The organism is Emergencia timonensis, from assembly GCF_900086585.1.
Classification (GTDB): domain Bacteria; phylum Bacillota; class Clostridia; order Peptostreptococcales; family Anaerovoracaceae; genus Senimuribacter; species Senimuribacter timonensis.
Genome location: NZ_FLKM01000009.1, coordinates 1,264,913 through 1,282,229, shown reverse-complemented (window position 1 = coordinate 1,282,229; position 17,317 = coordinate 1,264,913). Strand labels below are relative to the sequence as shown.

Genomic DNA, 17,317 nt, shown 5'->3' with positions numbered 1-17,317 from the left:
CTTATCTAGGTTCGTAAACCAAGTCTACAATACCGTCATAGCTGCAAGTCGAAATCAATCTCAGATCTTTTCGCACGCGCTTGTTCTGAAAGAGTGATATCCCCTCGCCTAAAATCGTCGGTATGACCGAAATGCAAAAGCTGTCAATCAAGTCCAGTTCTAACAATTGATTTACGATATCAGCTCCGCCACAGATCCAGATATCCCCGCCTTCTGCATTTTTTAATTCACGCAGAAGCTCCGACATATGCCTGTCAGTAAAGACGATATCCTCCGTTGACTGTAAATCCTTATGTGTCAATACATAGCTCTTCTTTCCGCTGTAAATCCATTTTTCTGGAAACAACTCTGTGGCCACCTGATGATAAGTGGTATATCCCAAAATGATCGTATCAACCTTCTCATAAAAAGCTGGGTAACTTCCTAAGGTATCTGGCTCAGAGCCATCACCTTTCAGCCAGTCTACTCCTCCAGACAGTTCTGCTATAAACCCGTCCAGGCTCATCGCGATATATAAAACGACTTTTCTCATATGTCCTCCTATTTCAGTGTTTCTGTTTACACTTCGATAGAATACCCCATATGAACAGCCGTCAATCGTCCTATCCGAAATAGGCTTTATTTAACAATTGCAGATAGTCGTCTACGGTGATTTCTCTCGGATTGTCGAGAGTGGAAATGTTTCGGAAAGAAGCTTCGGCAAGTTCCGGAAAGTCTACGGGGCTGATGCCTTCTACTTCCCTCATTTTCGGGATCTTTACATCTTCACATAATTTCTGTAAAGCGTCAACGCAGCTATACGCCGCTTCTTCCTTTGTCATATTGGAAGTATCCACTGCCAGGTATTTTGCCATATTTGCATACTTCTCAAGATTGCTCGGAATATTGAATTCCGTCACTACCGGCAGCATGATGGCATTTGCCACACCGTGGGGCGTGTCATATCTGCCCCCAAGGGCTTCGGCGATACAGTGGACTGCCGCAACATCAGAATAACCAAAAGCGATGCCTGCCATGGTACTGCCCAGCGCCATGCCCGTACAGTTTTCCATGTCAGGAGATGCTGCAGCGCCGCGAAGGTTTTTTTGAATGATGTCGATGGCGTAGAGGGCGTAAGCATCAGTATGAGGGCAGGCTGCCTTGCAGGTATAGGCTTCTACCGCATGGACCAATGCGTCGATACCGCAGGCTGCCATGGTCCTCGAAGGCAGCTTCAGCAGCGTCTGTGGGTCTACCAACGCCACCTTTGGTGCAATTTTCAGATCGAGAATGTTGAGTTTCTCATGAGTCTTGGTATCTGTGATGACTGCATCAAAAGTCACCTCTGATCCGGTTCCTGCTGTCGTCGGTATGGCGATGAGCGGCGGGATTTCTCGTTCTAAAAGGTCCACCCCAGCCCAGGTTCTGATATCCCTGCCGTTTGTCATCAGTGTCCCAATCGCCTTTGCCGTGTCGATGGAACTCCCTCCCCCGATGGCGATCATGCCGTCTATCTCGTGCTCCCTGCCAAATTCAGCTCCTTCCAGGCAGTGAAAGTCCCTCGGATTTGGCACAATTTTATCATAGATGACATAACAGATGCCCTCTTCCTGCAAAGCCTCCTCTACGGGCGCAGTCAACCCGGCACCGATAATGCCCTGGTCAGCGATGAGCATGGCCTTTGTCATACCGAGTTTTTTTGCTTCTCGTCCAGCTTCTCTGATGGTTCCCGGACCGAAGATCACTTTGGTCGCCAGCTCAAAAGAATACGTGTTTAATGTCATATCATTACCTCCAATGAAGAAACGGAGCCCGGGTCTCAGGTAGAAACCCAGGCTCCTGCTGTTAACGGCTATTTTGTCTTGATAAAGTCTTTTACTGCTTCGATAACTCTCTCCACGTCTGACATGAGATTATATGGAGCAAAGCCGACTCTGAGGAAGCCGCCTGCAGGTTCCAGTCCCAATACATTGTTGATTGTCGCTATGGCGTAGAAGTCGCCGTCCCAGACAAACAACCCTCTTTCTGCAAAGAACTTTGCTATCTCATTGGAGTTGACGCCTTCTATCGTGAAGGAAACTGTAGACGTTCTCGGAGCCTCTGCGCCAGGACCATAAACTTTCAGGCCGTCAATTTTGCTCAGCTCTTCCCTCAATTTATTGGCAAGGCCCTCTTCATAGATTTCAAAAGCCCTGAGGCCTGCGACGATATCTCTTCTCAGACCCGATAAGCCTTCCAGCTCATCCGTAAGTTGTTCGGCATGACATCTGCCGCAGTCGGCGATAAACTCCACTGCTTCTGCCGCACCATTGACCAGTTCCATGGCAAGGGTTCCCGTCTCCATCTTCAGCGGCATTTCCGTATTGTCGCCAGCCATGACCCTGGTGGAGACCAATTTGTCGCCCAAAGCCCTGCGTACATATACTACGCCCAGGTGCGGGCCGAAGAACTTGTAGGCGGAACAGACCAGGATATCTGTGTCGATTTCTTTGACATCGATCACCTTGTGAGGCGCATAGTGAACCGCGTCTACCACGGTGACCGCCCCGTATTTGTGGGCTTCTGCAATGAACTTCTTCACGTCACTGACCGTTCCGCAGGAGTTAGCCGCCCAGTTGATGGCAAGAATCTTCGTCTTGTCGGAGAGCTTTGCTTTAAAATCCTCGAAGTCCAAGGTAATCGTCTCCGGGTCGATGTCTACGCACTTCACGACGATGCCGAAGTCCTCCAGCACCCGCCATGGTGACCGGTTTCCCTCGTGGTCGATATTGGTGATCAAAACCTCATCTCCCGGTTTCAGCGCCCGGGCAAAGGCATAGGAAAGCTTGAAGTTGATAGAAGAAGTATTTTCTCCAAAGGCGACCTCTTCCGGGTCACAGTTGAAAAAGTGAGCAAATACGCCTCTCGCATCGAGAACTGACTGGTCGCTTTCCTGAGAGGTCTTAAAAGCCCCCATCTCGTTGGCATTCCGATAGAACATGTATTCATTTACTTTTTCTGCCACCCGCTTTGGAACCTGCGTTCCGCCCGGACCGTCGAGAAAAGCCGCCGGTAATCCGTTTACCGTGATGCTCAGTGCCGGAAACTGTTCTCTTATGTAATCTACATCGAATTTAAAATTAACTGCCATTTTATTTCTCCTTTCATGAAAACCAACATCTCTTACATTAACTATATCAATTTCAGCACAGAGTTCAATTGTACAAAAAGAAATTCCTCTTTTTCACTTTTGTACAAAATCCAATCATTTTTTGAATTTTCAGTGACTTTCTCTTCTCGCTGCATTATAATGTGTTTATATAGTAAATGACAATAGGAGGTTTCATAATATGGCAATGGTTTCAACCTTTCTCTCTCAATCTTTATTCAAGGATTTCCGCATCGCAGCCGGCAGGAGCGGTCTGCATAACGACGTTCACAGTACCGGCTATTTTGAGTGGGAGGAAGATCTGGACATCGTCAAAAACTTTCCCAGGGGAGAATTTGTCGTCACAACCCTCTATGCGGCAAAAGACGATGCGGCCTTTGCCAACAGATGTCTCAAGCTGTTGATCAACAACCATGTTGCAGCCATCGCTATCAAAGACCTCTATTATGATGACCTGTCTGATGATATCAAGAATTACGCCGATCAGCACCATGTGCCGATTCTCTTCTTTTCAAATCTGTACATCGACGATATTATCGTGGCCATTCGCAATGAATTATCGGACAATCTCCATACGACACTGAGTAATTCCATCTTCCAGGCTTTGATTTTTGATAGAAACCAGAACGCTTTGGAGAAAGAATCTCTGCTGCGGAAAATCAACTCCTTTTTCTATTCAGATACGGTCCTTGCGGCGTATATATCAAAAAAATCTGACACAACCGCAATTTCCCCTGCGGCCATGTCAGATTACAACAAAATTATGGAAGAACTGCGAGACGTCATCCCCCTTCAGCTCAACGACACCGCCTTCGTTCACTCCTTCGCAGCATATAAACGTGGAATGTTCCTCATCAGTACCTGCAATACAATAAACGACGCTGTGGTAGAAGCATTTCAGGATGAGATGCGCAGTAAATTCTTCACACAAGAGATATTCGACGGCTATCAGGTCGGCATCGGAAATCCCATTCACGGATTTGCCGATATTTCCAGCCTGCTGCTGGAAGCGATCTTTGCCAATACCAGCTGCACATTAGAAGAGGATCGCTTCGCCAAGTTTGCAGACATCGGTATAGACGCCCTTCTCTTCGCTCATTGCTATACGCCGTACTACGACAAATACTATGGGGAGATTTTAGATGCTTTATCCTCCACAGAAAGCGGCTCCTCAGCTCTGATTGATACCCTGCTTCATTACGTCTATTATGGCGGAAACATCGAGAAGACAGCCAATGCCATGTTTCAACATAAGAACACCATTCGCTATCGTATCAACAAAATCAGCACGCTGCTCCATATCGATAACGATATCAAACTGAACAGTACCCTGTATCTTTTCTCCCGGCTCCATTACGGGCGAAAGTATCTGCAGGTGTTTTATGCTGAATAAACAGTCATGCTCAATCGATGGATTGTTTAGTCTCTGTCCAGATACTCCTCCAGGCAGAGCCCGCTTTCGTAAATTTCCTTTGCTGCCTTCAGGCCTACATAACGGTAGTGCCACACTTCCTCGGCAATCCCTGTAATATCTTTCTTATCGGCGGGACAGCGGAAAATAAAACCGTACTTGTAACTGTTCTCCTGCAGCCACGGATAGATATCATACGTATCGCCATTGATATCTACGGCAAGCCCCAGTTCATGTTCGCTGGTTCCGGGTATGGCCACCCACTGCTTTGCCAGTTCCTCAGCATCCTTCCTGGAATAGCCCTCCTGTCGGAATTCCGCGATTTTTTCATCCATAAACCGCTGCTGCACCGCCCTCGTTCGATAGCCGGATACTACGATTGGTCCCAATCCTTCAGCCTCGGCAGCTTTCAACATCTCCATCAGCGGATCATAGATACGCTGGTCTACCAGTTCACCACCTTCTACCTCTGCAAGTTCCAAATCATAATTTTCCGGCAGAGGATTCCACCTGTTAACCAGCGTCAGATACCACGGTCCGCTATCAGCTTGCTTGTCGCTGTGGGATGTGTTCGCCGGTACTTCTGATGGCCGGTCTTCTGCCCCCCCTGTCTTGCAGCCTGTGTTTAAAATGAGAGCAACGCATAGCAGGACAAAAAGGATCCTCGCCTTAAATTGTACTTTTTTTCTTTTCATATTGTCTTTCATATCAAAACCCCTTTCATGATGTACAAGGTGCAATCATAAACGCCCCTGTCACCATTATTGTAAGGGACAGGAGCGTTGTAAGTTTTAAGATGAAATTGTTTTTTTCCTAAGAAAATCCTAAGAAGCGGGAAGCACGACAGAAAAGGTATTCACCTCATTTTCACTGGCCGCACAGATCCTGCCTCCGTGTAAAGAGACGATTTCCTTAGCGATTGCCAGTCCCAGACCAGTACCGCCTGTATCAGAAATGCGAGATACATCCAGGCGATAAAACTTATCAAACAGTAAAGCAAGTTTTTCATCTGGTATCGTCTCCCCTCTGTTTTGAAAGCATATGGTCAGCTGCCCTTCTGTTTTTTCTGCTGTGATGACGATCTCTGTGTTGGAATAACTGTAGGACGCCGCATTTTTCATAATGTTGCCAAATACCCGCACCAGTTTATCGGCATCGGCATAGACAGTCAGGTTCTCATCCGCCTTCAGGACCACAGAATTCCCACGAGCTGCGAGCACCGGCGATAGCTCATCAGAGAGCTGCACCAACATATAATAGAGATCAATCGAATCTTTGGACAGTTCAATCTGCTGCAGATTGTAGCGAGTAATTTCAAAGAACTCTTCGATCATCTTTTCTAATCGATATGCCTTGTCAAGGGTAATCTGAACATATTCTGCCCGCTGCTTCACTGACATGTCGGGTTCCTCCTCAAGAAGATTCAGGTAGCCGATGACGGATGTAAGCGGCGTGCGAATATCGTGCGCCAGGTACATCACTAAATCATCTTTTCGCTGCTCCGCCAGCTGCGCTTCGGCTTTGCGTCGCGACAGTGTCTGTTTCACAGTGTTGAGTTTTTTCTCAAAAGGCATCATTTCAGGGGATAAGTGCATTTCATTTTCATCTTCTGCAAGCAGAGCATCAATGCCATGGTCAATTTCTTTAAAGTATCTTGTCATCCACCGGAACAGCTGCCAAAGCAAAAAGGCGAAGACGGCAATCATTACAACAGAAAAGAAGACCTCTTTATACTCTCGAAAATAATAATAGTAGAGGAGAAGAGCCTCTTCTTCCTCTATCCTCATAAAGAACTTTAATAGATCGACAATCCAATTGCCTACCCTCTGCTGCAAAATGAGCACATATAATACGATCACCAAGAAGAATGCGATCAGCGCAATCGCACAAAAACGTTCCATGATTTTACGCTGAAAGGCTCTATAGTCCACTTTTTCGTCAAGTTTCAATTTTATACCCAACTCCCCAGATTGTTTTAATATATTTAGGCTTATCTACTGCGTCGCCTAGTTTTTCCCGTAGGTGGCGAATGTGAACGGTGATCGTATTATTTGCCTTGCTGTAATATTCATCCTGCCAAATCTGATGAAACAGTTCCTCTGCGCTGACCACATTCCCCTTATTTTCCAGGAGGATGCGTAAAACAGAAAACTCGGTGGGTGTTAAGGGGATTTTTTTCTCATTTAAGCAGCATTCATGGGTCTTCCGGTTGAGAACCAAATCAGAATGGATGATCACATCATCCGCAGCCCTTCCATCCAGTGGCGAATTATATTTTTTGTACCGCCGCAGCTGTGATTTCACCCGTGCTGCCACTTCCAGCGGCCGAAAAGGTTTTGTCACGTAATCGTCAGCCCCCAGCGTGAGACCTGTGATTTTGTCCATTTCTCCATCCTTAGCCGTCAGCATGATGACGGGATAGGTGTATTTTTCTCTGATTTTTTGACATAGTGCAAGACCGTTTATGTCCGGCAGCATCACGTCCAAGATAGCCAGATCCAATGCAGTCCTATGAATGCAGTCCAGGGCCTCTCTGGCAGTGTAGAACTTAAAAACCTCATAGCCTTCATTGTTCAGATAGACTTCAATCAGATCCGCAATTTCGTGTTCGTCATCGACGATCAGTATTTTATCAGACACCAGCAATTCTCCTTTTCATTAAGCTGCTGTCATTATATCAGTTCATACGCCTGCATTTATCTCTTTTTATCTATGATTTTCTTAAGATTTTCCTACTTACATCCAACTTTTCTTTTTATACAACAGCGCACCGGCCGCGACGCAGAAAACCATGACGGCCGCCAATACGACCAGACTGTCTCGATACTGGCCTACAGGTGCATTTCGAAAGGTCCCCTGCAAGGTATTTACCACATGGGTTAGGGGCAGGAACTTCGATACTTTGATGATGACGTCGGGGAATAGTTCCTTTGGCATGGTCGCCCCGGATAAAAAAATCATCACAAAATAAGAGATGTAGCACAACAGGTTGTTGATTTTCGTTGACGGCGAAAGAGCTGTGAAGAAAAAGCCCAGTGAAAATATGCATGCAATGGACAGCAACATGGCTAGGGCGATGGTAAACCAGTCACCTTGGATCCGGATATCGTATACCAACTTGCCGATGACAAAGAGTAGTATAAAACCGATCACCGTCATGGAAACATTCACCGCTGCCTGTACTGCCATGATCATTCCTTTTCCTACGGGCGATGCATCAAAACGTTTGTATATCTTTTGCTCCTTATAGGTTGAAATGGTCAGGGGAAAAGCCATCAAACCCGTAACGCCGATAATCATGGCCGCATAGGCGGGAACTGATACGTCCATGGTTCCCTGTCCTTCAAAATATGGTGTCGGCTCGTTTCCATAAATGCTCCCATAGAGCAGCAGCATGAAGACAGGAAACGCAAAGGTAAAGAAAAAGGCAAAAAAGTCTCTCATAAAAAGCCTCGATTCTGTTTGAAAGATGGCAATTACTTTTTTCATAGTATTCCCTCCCATCTCAATGTCTCCGTTTTCGGAGACATCAAAAGATATATTTCTTCTAAGGTGAGTGATTCCTTCCAGTCCTCCGCCGGCACTTTGCTTCTGACAAAGTGTCTGAATTCATCTAAAGAGCCGACAAAACGGGAACGGCCGCTCTCCAGGTAGACCAGACGGTCTGCAAGGTATTCCACTTCGTCCAAGTAGTGGGATACCAGGAGAATCGTGGTCCCGCTTTGACGGATCTGCTTCAGGCTTTCCCACATGCCCCGTCTCACTTCAGGATCGAGCCCCGTGGTCAATTCGTCGAGAATCAGTATCTTCGGATGGGGCAGCAAGGCCAGCAGAATTGACAGCCTTTGTTTTTCTCCGCCAGATAATTTCTTTACCATCCGATTGGCTTTTTCTGATAACCCCAGCTGTTCCAGCAGCGCCTGCCAATTGACAGGACGATCGTAAAAAGCCGAAAACAACCTGCACAATTCTTTTACTCGAATGTTGTCAGGATACTCTGTCTCCTGCAGCTGAATGCCGATTTCCTTATAAATCTGACGGCGGTTTTCGTGGGGATCACAGCCCAATAGTTCTATTTTGCCGCCGGTCGGTTTGCGCAGACCTTCCAGGCATTCTACAGTTGAAGTCTTGCCGGAGCCGTTGGGACCGATCAGTGCCAGAATCTCTCCCTCGTAGAGCTCGAAAGAGACGTCAGTGACGGCATTGACTGTGCCGTAACGCATTTTTAGGCGTTCAATTTGCGCGAGTTTTTCTCTCATCAGACACCCTCCCTTCTTTTTTTCATCATATACGCCGCACTCGTCCGGCGCAATGGCCCCGGCATATTCCGCCGCTTTTCCTGTGTAAGTTGCGTAAATTCGGAGATGAAATGCATGAAAAGGGGCTCGGATTTATGGTACAATGTTCTTACCCGGCGAGTGGCGAGCGTCAGCGAAGACAGAGCCGAGGTACGACAGGTGCCCAGAGCACTTAGCGAGTGGCGAACGTCAGCGAAGACAGAGCTTAGTGCTTATGGTACAATGTTCTTACCCGGCGAGTGGAAGGAGGTCGCTTATGAGAGTGGAACTGCAAATAGACGCAAACTGCGAAGAACCCTTTGCAGTATTACATATATCAAAACTAACTCCCGCAGTGCAGGAGGCTATTAAGATACTGGAAAACGAAGGTATTCAAAGAATGATCACGGCACAAGCAGAGGGGAAAGTCTTTGTGATCGAGCCTGAAATGATTGAGGTGATTCGTACCGAAGGTCGGGAATTGGTATTATACAGCAAGTCGAAGGAGCGCTATCTTCTCAGCAAACCTTTGTATGAATTGGAAGCGCTCCTTGGCAATGATTTTATCCGCATTTCGAAGTCGGCCATCATCAACTTCCGCCGCATTCATCACGCCGAAGCATCCTTTAATGGGACTATGGAGGTCGTCATGAAGAACGGCATTGAAGAGGTCATCACCCGGAGTTACAAAAAGCAGTTTAAAGAACGATTGGGGGTCTAGCATATGTTAAAGAGAGTATTGAAATATCTTTTTTATGGCATCTCCTGGGGCTGGAGCTTTTTCATGATTATCAATCTCCTCGGCGTCTGGCTGACGGGAGACTCGTATCTAAAGCCCATCATGGACGATTTCGTCAGACAGGCTCTGGGTTCTGCACTAGTGGGCATCTGCTGCGGCTCCTCTGCAATCGTATACACCTTTGACAAAATGCAATTTTGGCAGCAAATCACCATCCACTTCATTGTGGGCCTCGTGGGTTACTTCTCTGTAGCTTATAAACTAGGCTGGATGCCTGTCACCAACGGAGTCTATATCGCGTCTTATTTCCTGCTGGGCATATTGATTTTTGCCGCTATCTGGTCCGGGTTCTATTTTCATAACAGAAACGAAGTGAAAAAGGTTAATCGGAGGTTGGGAGAATTAGAAAGTGAAAAAGAGGAACCAGTAGATTGATCCATTTACCCTTTATGATGCACCCTCTATTAATTCTGAAATCACATAATGATATTAAAAATCACCAGTTAACTCTTTTCACTGGTGATTTTAATGTAAGGCTGGCCGCTAAAGGCGGAAAATCTTCATAATTTTTCAATTTCTTCTGGTGTAAGGCCTGTAATCTTGACAATTAAGTCAGCTTCAAGCCCCTCACTTTTCATCTTCAGGGCGTTTTCCAAGTTCTTCTTCGCCCCGCCTTCTTCAATTCCCTCCGCGATTCCTTCCGTCTTACCCTTTGCATATGCCTGTTCCTGGTCAATCCTCATCTTCTCTTCCAATGTCATCAGCTTCCGCCTCCAATACGATGTGTTATAGTTCTCCACCTGGCTGTGCAGGGCTTTAATGAACCCGTCGTCCTCCGGCACATCCATATCGTTGATATAGTCAAAGAAAGCCTTCAGTTCTGGTGGGGTACTCTCTTCACTACAGGTTGTGTTTACTATTATTTTATAGGAGTTATCGCCGTATGGCAAGCTGTTTCTCATATCATAGTTTTCAAAGCTATAGATTGCCTGGTCCAGACCATAAAAGTCAAAGGTGCAGATAAAGATAACATAGCTGGGTTTCAATTGGTTGTACCGCTCACCCTTTTTTATCTGGTCCATGTCCATGGAACAACCATAATAACGGCCACGCATAGGAAGATGTTCGTCAAAGGTGGTCTGGAGTTCCAAGTTATACCATTGGTCATCCCCTATAAATAACACGTCCAGGCGAACGCTTTTTTCGATGATGCCGTTGATCAAACTCTTCTGACTTTCCACATATGTATCGCTGAATTTAAGCTCAGCAATCTTTCGTTCAGGAAAGATGCGTTGGATAAGCTCTTTACAGAGGTCAGTATCCTGCATGACCAGGCTGAACACCAGGTCGTTGGTCAAGGGGAATTGGATGTTCTCATTGTTGGGATTGTGTTTATTCATAGATCCTCCATTCTTACTACGAGTGTATGAATTCCAGCACATAATTTTACATTAATTTCCATAACAATGATACATCAACTTTCCTTATATGTCAATATTTTACAATAATATTTTCACGCCTCTTCTTCCAAAATCCTGCATAGATTCCATATCACCGCCGCAACGGACATCTCGTTTTCTTTCAGTCCCTTGACGGTAAAGTATTCGTTCGGTGCATGTATCTGGCCGCTGATTCCCAGGCTGTAGTCAACTAGCGGCAGGCATACCGGCGGATCTGTAAATAAGTAGGCGGGACCGCTGCCAGGGAAAATCGGCCAAACGGTGTTTTCCGGATAGCCGCTCTGTTCCATGGCCGAGATGCAGGCCCTGGCGATAGCACTGCCTGCGTCCACCTTGGAATAAGGCGTTCCCTGTCTGGTGATCAGCTCGATATCAGAATATCCGTGATCGTCCAGGTGCTTCCTGATTTTTGCCAGCGTCTCCTCCGGTCTCATATTGGGAACCAGGCGCACATCGACCTTGCACGTCGCATGATATGGCACGATGGTCTTTGTTGCAGGCCCTGTATAGCCGCCCCAGATGCCGTCGATGTTCAGCGTCGGCTCCCAGAGCAGCGCGTGCAGCGCATCCCTGCCTCTCTTGTCGTGAAGGAAACGGCTGGTATATAGTCGCTTGTTGAGATACATATCCTCATCAAAGACCTGCGCCATGCGATCTGTATAAAACTCATCCATTTCATTCAGCGGCGCCACATCGTCATAGAAACCCTCGATCAAAATGTGATCGTTTTCATCGCGCATGGTATCCAGCGCGTTCACCAATCTCCAAATCGGATTGGACACCCAGGCTGCGTTGCTGCCGTGAATATCCAGCTTCTGCGGCCCGCCCCACTCTCCACCGCGGGCTTCCATCTCAAAATAGAGAATTCCTTTATTTCCCAAGGTTGTAAACGGCTTGCCGTTTTCGTCCTGCCTGGCGGATAAGAGGTATACGCCCAGGCACTTTGATAGCTCGTCGGCATGGTTCTTTGTAAACGGCGCCAGGCTTTCGCTGCCCATCTCCTCTTCCCCTTCGATTACAAACCACAAGTTCAGTGGAAAGTAACCCAGAGTCTCTTTGATTACTTTTACCGTGTTGAAGAAACAGACCAGCGGTCCCTTGGAGTTTGCGATTCCGCGGGCGACGACGCATTCCCCATAAGGCTCCACATCGATGATCGCGCCCTCATAAGGAGGCACGCGCCACTCTTCAAGCGGCTCCGGCGGCTGCACATCGTACATACCGTAGATGACCAAAGTCGGCGCATCTTCGACCTCCGATTTCAATTTAGCGCTGACTACCGGGCTGTAGACATAGTGCTCCAGATGTCCCTCCTCGCAGCCCAGGTCATTCAGCATGTCGAGAACCATCCGCGCACATTCTTCTATTCCCTCTCCTGTGCCAGCGATGCTGGGCTGCCTTACAAGAGACAGCACCTTTGGGAGATGCTCCCCTTCAAAACGTTTTTCAATTTCATCATAAATCTTTGGAAGCCAGTTTTCCATACGTATCATCCTCTCTCTCTCAGTCCATGTGAAGCAGACGTTTGATGTTGCCGGAGAACAGCTTCTCCTTGCTTTCCTCTGGGATATCCATCGCTCGCAGAGGTTTCAGATCGCTTGCAAAGCGCTCAGGGTGGTTTTGATTGGAGTCAGAACCGAAGAGAATGCGGTCGTCTCTGCGCATCCAATCGTAGAGCATGTGGTCTAACTGCGGGAACAAAGTCAGATACTCGGAAGTCGTACTGGTCGTGTCGATATACACGTTTTCGTGTTTCGCCACCATTACGGGATCAATGCCGAAGGGATGGGCGTGGGCGATAATCAGCTTTGCCTCTGGATAGCGAATGGCTAACTCGTCGATATCCACGGAATTGCTGAAGATCATCCTCGATTCTCTCGAATAGACCGGCCCCGTGTGCACCAGGATGGGAATGTCGTAATCGATGCACGCTTCTACGATAGGACCGACGCGGGGATCTAACATCGAGAAGTTCTGAATCGGCGGGTGCAGCTTCAGGCCTTTCAATCCGTAATCCTCTACGCCGCGGCGAAGTTCATCGAGGGCGTTCAAATCCGCCGGGTGAACCGACGCATAACCGATGATGCGGTCAGGGTGCTCCTTTACCAGCTTTGCGATGTATTTATTGTCGTGAAATCCCAGTTCCACTGGCGCGATGGGAGAAACTACCGCCATGTCCACACCGGCCTCGTCCATTCCTGCCAGGAACGCACCGATGTCTTCATTCCCTTCGCGAATGTGTGTATGAGAATCTATAACCATATCTTACCTCCAATTTTCACTTTGCTATTGATTACAGCAGTCATTACGGCTGCAGATGTTTTTCATACCAGTTCGTCATTTCTTTCAGACGCTTGATCCTGCTTCTCGGCTTTCCACTGCGGCTCAATCCGTGAGATTCCCCCTTGAAGATGCAGAGTCTCGCCTCAATGCCTTTGAATTTTAACGCCTGGAACATGGAGATGCCTTCGCTGACCGGACAGCGATAATCGTTCTCTGCGTGAATAAAGAGCGTTGGCGTATGACAGTTTTCTGCATACTTCAGCGGTGAATGCTGCCAGTATCTCTCCGGATCCATCCAGACGTCGTTTTCAAAACTCCAGCACGGGAACAAATAATTCGTATCTGATGTGAAAAACATGCCGTTCCAGCTGGCAATCCCTCTCTGGGACACGGCACACTTGAAACAGTCCGTGCGGCTGATCATCCAGTTGGTCAGAAAGCCGCCGTAGCTGCCGCCGCCAATTCCCATGCGCTGCGGATCCATGGCAGGATAAGCTTTCAGACAGGCATCGCGGAACGCCAGCAGATCTGCCTCTTCATAGAAGCCATAACGTCCTATGACGTCGGCAAAACAATCGTCTCTGCCGTCACTGCCGCGAGGATTGCAGTAAATGACAAAGAATCCCCGGTTGGCCCAAACCTGCATCTCGTGAAAGAAAACAGGACCGAACGCGCACTTATGGCCGCCATGGATATACAGAATAGAAGGATAGCTCTCCGCCTCTGCCTTCTCCTCTTCAAAACCCACAGGCTTGATCACAAATCCTGTCAGCGACATCTCTCTTCCCGGAAAAGTAATTGCCACAGGTCTGCTGCGCGTACACGTATCAGCAATCTCACTATTGAAACTGCTGACTCTTACAGTCTCTCCCTCTCGTAAAAGGTACAGCTCCTGCGGCCGGTTCTCATGAAGCCCCGCGTAGATGATTTTGCCGTCCAAAAGAGCAAAGTCGTCAACACTGCCCTCTTCGCAGCTGACAGTTTCTATGTTTCCATCTAGCCCTGCCAGCTTGATCACGGCATCGCCTTCTTCGGTGCTCAGATAATAAACGCCTTCTTCATCTGCGATGTATTCTGTCACCCCGCCATATTTCACGTCGGTTCCTACGGTGTTTGACACGCTTCTGTCGTTATAGCAGAATCTTTCCGGTTCACCCGCCTTACCAAAGCGGTAAAAGGAACTGTTCTCGTTCTGATAGCCGTGTTGCAGTCCCCTGGTTCCGATAAACACAGGCTCTCCCCCGATAAAATCCACGCCGTACACCCTGTAGGTGTGATCGTCCATCAAAACATCCAGAACTCCGGTACTGGAGTCATAAACCTCCACGTCGCCGTAAAACAGATAGGGTTCCGTTTTCTGAAATTTGCGCGCGCTGAAGATGATCTTCCCATCTTTTGCATTGATGGATTCAACATTCTGCCACTTGTCGCTGACAGCATTCAGCGTGTCTTCCTTCCTGTCATAGACAAAGACGCGATAGCGCATGCCGTTGGTGATCCCCATGCCGTCCTGCCGAAAGGGCAATTCATCGGCTATGATATAGTCCCTTTCCTCGTGGTACCAGGTTTCTTTCTCCGCTGTCTTTGGCTCAGGCCCGCCTTCGTCGGGGATGTAGGACTTGGCCAAACACGCGAATTTACCGCCGCCCAAATCGCTGATCCAGTTGACCTCCGCCGGAATTCGCATATAGAATTGGCTCTCACCGCTGTCAATATCCATGACAAAATATTCTGTGACGGGTTTCCCCGGTTCCGCTCCGAGATCTTCCTTTGATGCAAAGAGGACATGACTTTGATCAAGCCAGATGGCGCTACCTGCCGACCCGGAATCGGTCAGGCGTCTGATCCCCTCTGTCTGTGCATCGTATAGATAGAGATCGCTGTCATAGCCGTTCTTCTCCAGGTTCGCCTGATGAACATTGAACACGCAGTGTTTTTTGTTCTCAGAAGCCTTGAGGGAAGAAAGGAAGCGATAGCGGAGCAGATCTTCAATTTCTAATCTTCTTTTCACGTCATCATCTCCTTTACCTTTCATTTAGAAAGCATGCGCATTGATGTCCGTTTCCATAGTCCCTCAAGACAGGTTCTTCCTCCATGCAGCGTTCACCGGCAAAAGGACAACGGGTATGAAATCGGCAGCCCTTCGGCGGATCTTTGGGGCTTGCTACATCCCCTTTGAGTAAGATTCTGTTTCGCTGAAAGGCCGGATCAGGTACCGGTATGGCAGAGACCAGCGCTTTGGTATAAGGATGCAGCGCATTGCCAAAGATATCCTCAGTTCTGCCGATTTCTACAATCTTACCCAGATACATCACACAGATCCGGTTGGAGAGATGTCTCACCACGTTGAGGGCATGGGATACAAAGATATAGGTGAGCCCGTAACGCGCCCTGAGTTCCTTCAGCAAGTTCAGGATCTGCGACTGGATGGATACGTCCAACGCCGAAACCGGCTCATCGCAGAGAATCAGCTTTGGCCTGAGAATCAGGGAACGGGCGATACTGACTCGCTGCCGCTGTCCGCCAGAGAATTCATGAGGGTATCTGTCATAAAAGGATTTCTGCAGACCGACATCGGCCATGGTTTCAAAGGTACGGCGCTTTCTCTCTTCCGCCTCTTTGACGCCGTGCACCAGCAACGGTTCCGAGATGATTTCACCGATGGTCATCCTTGGATTCAGGGAAGAAAACGGGTCCTGGTAGATAATTTGAAATTCCTTGCGGCTGCTCCTCAGTTCCCTCTTTTTTAAAGAAAAAAGTTCTTTCCCGTCAAAGGTGACGCTGCCCGCGGTAGCCGGCGTCAGGCGCATGATGGTCTGCATCAGAGTGCTTTTGCCGCAGCCCGATTCTCCTACCAGACCAAAGGTTTCCCCCTGCTCCACAGAAAAGGATACATCATCTACCGCATGTACATAACCCTGCAGCTTGGACAGAGAACCCCCGTATACAGGAAAATATTTTTTGATATGCCTCACTTCTAACAAAGGGGCTTCTTTTTTCAAATCTTCCATGGCTGCACCTCCCTTTGTTCTTTCTTTTCACCGTCATTGTATGAGTACAGGTGACAGGAAACCAAATGACCGCCTGCATCCACAGGCTCCGGCATGATGGATTTGCAGATCTCCATGGCCTTTGGACATCTGGGATGAAAGCGGCAGCCTTTGGGAAAATCAGCCGGCGTAGGCACTTGTCCCTCTATGGTCTCCAAAGTCTCTCTGGTATCGTCAATACGCGGAATGCATTTCAGCAGACCGCTGGTATAGGGATGAAGGGGCTTTGCAAAGAGCTGGTCACAGGCTGCCTCTTCTACCACACGTCCGGCATACATGACAATCACTCTGTCGGCGATTTCGGCCACGATACCCAGATCGTGGGTGACGAAGACTACCGTCATGCCGTGCTGTTCTTTCAGCTTCTGAATCAGATCCAGGATCTGTGCCTGCACGGTCACATCCAGAGCCGTGGTAGGCTCATCAGCAAGCAGCAGTTTGGGATTGCAGCTGAAAGCCATGGCAATCATGGCTCTCTGCCGCATACCGCCGGAAAGCTGATGTGGGTAGGAGTCGGCACATCGCACAGGGTCAGGCACGCCTACCATGCGGAGCAGGTCTGCCGCTTTCTGCCGCGCTGCTTTCTTATCCATTTCTTCATTGATGATCAGCGCTTCTGCTATCTGCGCTCCAATCTTATGTACGGGGTTCAGCGCCGTCATGGGTTCTTGAAATATCATCGATATCTCTTTACATCTTAAATCTCTGATTTCTCTCTGGCTCATTTCTAAGAGATTTTTTCCCTCAAAGAGAATTTCCCCGGAGACGTATTTGCCGGGAGGCGTCTGGACAAGCTTCATCACCGATAATGTGGTGACACTCTTGCCGCAGCCACTCTCGCCGACAATACACAGGGTCTCGCCCTGCTTCACTTTGAAGCTGACGTCGTCCACTGCCGGAATTTCCTGCTTTTCTGAACCGTAGAAATAGGTTTTAAGATGATTGACTTCTAGTAAATAGTCCATCACCA

At 48.1% G+C, this 17,317-nt stretch carries 16 protein-coding genes and 1 pseudogene; 3 read left to right on the top strand and 14 right to left on the bottom strand.

Translation table 11 applies throughout. The features are described from left to right. Position 1 precedes the first annotated feature (1 nt). From BN6539_RS17015 to BN6539_RS17005, 3 genes are all read right to left on the bottom strand, one after another. Positions 2-532: a dihydrofolate reductase family protein gene (locus BN6539_RS17015; protein ID WP_067541201.1), complete on the bottom strand. Its 531-nt coding sequence runs from the start codon at positions 530-532 to the stop codon at positions 2-4. Between the two features lie 70 nt (positions 533-602). Beyond that, positions 603-1,763 carry an iron-containing alcohol dehydrogenase gene (locus BN6539_RS17010; RefSeq protein ID WP_067541200.1) on the bottom strand — a complete coding sequence of 387 codons (1,161 nt, stop codon included), beginning with the start codon at positions 1,761-1,763 and terminating at the stop codon, positions 603-605. A gap of 68 nt (positions 1,764-1,831) precedes the next feature. Beyond that, positions 1,832-3,109, bottom strand: coding sequence for a cysteine desulfurase-like protein (locus BN6539_RS17005; protein WP_067541198.1), 1,278 nt, complete (start codon positions 3,107-3,109; stop codon positions 1,832-1,834). Between the two features lie 199 nt (positions 3,110-3,308). Between BN6539_RS17005 and BN6539_RS17000 the strand changes: the two genes are divergently transcribed. After that, complete coding sequence (locus BN6539_RS17000; protein ID WP_067541196.1) at positions 3,309-4,520, top strand: helix-turn-helix domain-containing protein; 1,212 nt, start codon at positions 3,309-3,311, stop codon at positions 4,518-4,520. Positions 4,521-4,546: 26 nt separating this feature from the next. On the opposite strand, the pseudogene BN6539_RS16995 reads toward BN6539_RS17000, so the two are convergent. The 5 genes and pseudogenes from BN6539_RS16995 to BN6539_RS16975 all read right to left on the bottom strand — a co-directional run. After that, positions 4,547-5,071: pseudogene (locus tag BN6539_RS16995) on the bottom strand (M15 family metallopeptidase); the annotation flags it as partial. A gap of 291 nt (positions 5,072-5,362) precedes the next feature. Beyond that, the gene (locus tag BN6539_RS16990; RefSeq protein ID WP_067541192.1) at positions 5,363-6,499 is read right to left on the bottom strand and encodes a sensor histidine kinase; all 1,137 of its coding nucleotides are present in this window, start codon (positions 6,497-6,499) and stop codon (positions 5,363-5,365) included. Then, a complete protein-coding gene (gene vanR / locus BN6539_RS16985; RefSeq protein ID WP_067541190.1) occupies positions 6,477-7,178 on the bottom strand; it encodes a VanR-ABDEGLN family response regulator transcription factor in 702 nt (233 codons plus the stop codon). The genes BN6539_RS16990 and vanR overlap by 23 nt, the downstream gene beginning before the upstream one ends. Before the next feature lie 96 nt (positions 7,179-7,274). Continuing rightward, complete coding sequence (locus tag BN6539_RS16980; RefSeq protein ID WP_067541188.1) at positions 7,275-8,027, bottom strand: ABC transporter permease; 753 nt, start codon at positions 8,025-8,027, stop codon at positions 7,275-7,277. Continuing rightward, positions 8,024-8,797 (bottom strand): ABC transporter ATP-binding protein, encoded by a 774-nt coding sequence (locus BN6539_RS16975; RefSeq protein ID WP_067541186.1) that lies wholly within the window; start codon positions 8,795-8,797, stop codon positions 8,024-8,026. Before BN6539_RS16975 ends, BN6539_RS16980 begins: the two co-directional genes overlap by 4 nt. 295 nt (positions 8,798-9,092) lie before the next feature. Here BN6539_RS16975 and BN6539_RS16970 point away from each other — a divergent pair, with 295 nt between their 5' ends. Together BN6539_RS16970 and BN6539_RS16965 are read left to right on the top strand one after the other, a co-directional pair. After that, positions 9,093-9,536 carry a LytTR family DNA-binding domain-containing protein gene (locus tag BN6539_RS16970; RefSeq protein WP_067541185.1) on the top strand — a complete coding sequence of 148 codons (444 nt, stop codon included), beginning with the start codon at positions 9,093-9,095 and terminating at the stop codon, positions 9,534-9,536. Positions 9,537-9,539: 3 nt separating this feature from the next. After that, on the top strand, positions 9,540-9,989 hold the full coding sequence (locus BN6539_RS16965) for a DUF3021 domain-containing protein (RefSeq protein ID WP_067541183.1): 450 nt from the start codon (positions 9,540-9,542) through the stop codon (positions 9,987-9,989). A 125-nt stretch (positions 9,990-10,114) separates the two neighbouring features. Here the strand turns inward: BN6539_RS16965 and BN6539_RS16960 are convergent, their stop codons facing one another. The 6 genes from BN6539_RS16960 to BN6539_RS16935 all read right to left on the bottom strand — a co-directional run bounded on the left by BN6539_RS16960 (position 10,115) and on the right by BN6539_RS16935 (position 17,312). Beyond that, entirely contained in the window at positions 10,115-10,954 is an 840-nt protein-coding gene (locus BN6539_RS16960) for an Rpn family recombination-promoting nuclease/putative transposase (protein WP_067541181.1), read from the bottom strand. A gap of 113 nt (positions 10,955-11,067) precedes the next feature. Further along, the gene (locus BN6539_RS16955; RefSeq protein WP_067541179.1) at positions 11,068-12,498 is read right to left on the bottom strand and encodes a M20/M25/M40 family metallo-hydrolase; all 1,431 of its coding nucleotides are present in this window, start codon (positions 12,496-12,498) and stop codon (positions 11,068-11,070) included. Between the two features lie 19 nt (positions 12,499-12,517). Further along, a complete protein-coding gene (locus BN6539_RS16950; RefSeq protein ID WP_067541176.1) occupies positions 12,518-13,276 on the bottom strand; it encodes an amidohydrolase family protein in 759 nt (252 codons plus the stop codon). 43 nt (positions 13,277-13,319) lie between these two features. Then, positions 13,320-15,308, bottom strand: a complete 1,989-nt coding sequence (locus BN6539_RS16945) for a S9 family peptidase (RefSeq protein ID WP_187375526.1) — start codon at positions 15,306-15,308, stop codon at positions 13,320-13,322. Positions 15,309-15,321: 13 nt separating this feature from the next. After that, positions 15,322-16,308: an ABC transporter ATP-binding protein gene (locus BN6539_RS16940; protein WP_067541172.1), complete on the bottom strand. Its 987-nt coding sequence runs from the start codon at positions 16,306-16,308 to the stop codon at positions 15,322-15,324. Next, on the bottom strand, positions 16,296-17,312 hold the full coding sequence (locus tag BN6539_RS16935) for an ABC transporter ATP-binding protein (RefSeq protein WP_148484501.1): 1,017 nt from the start codon (positions 17,310-17,312) through the stop codon (positions 16,296-16,298). Before BN6539_RS16935 ends, BN6539_RS16940 begins: the two co-directional genes overlap by 13 nt. Positions 17,313-17,317: the final 5 nt, after the last annotated feature.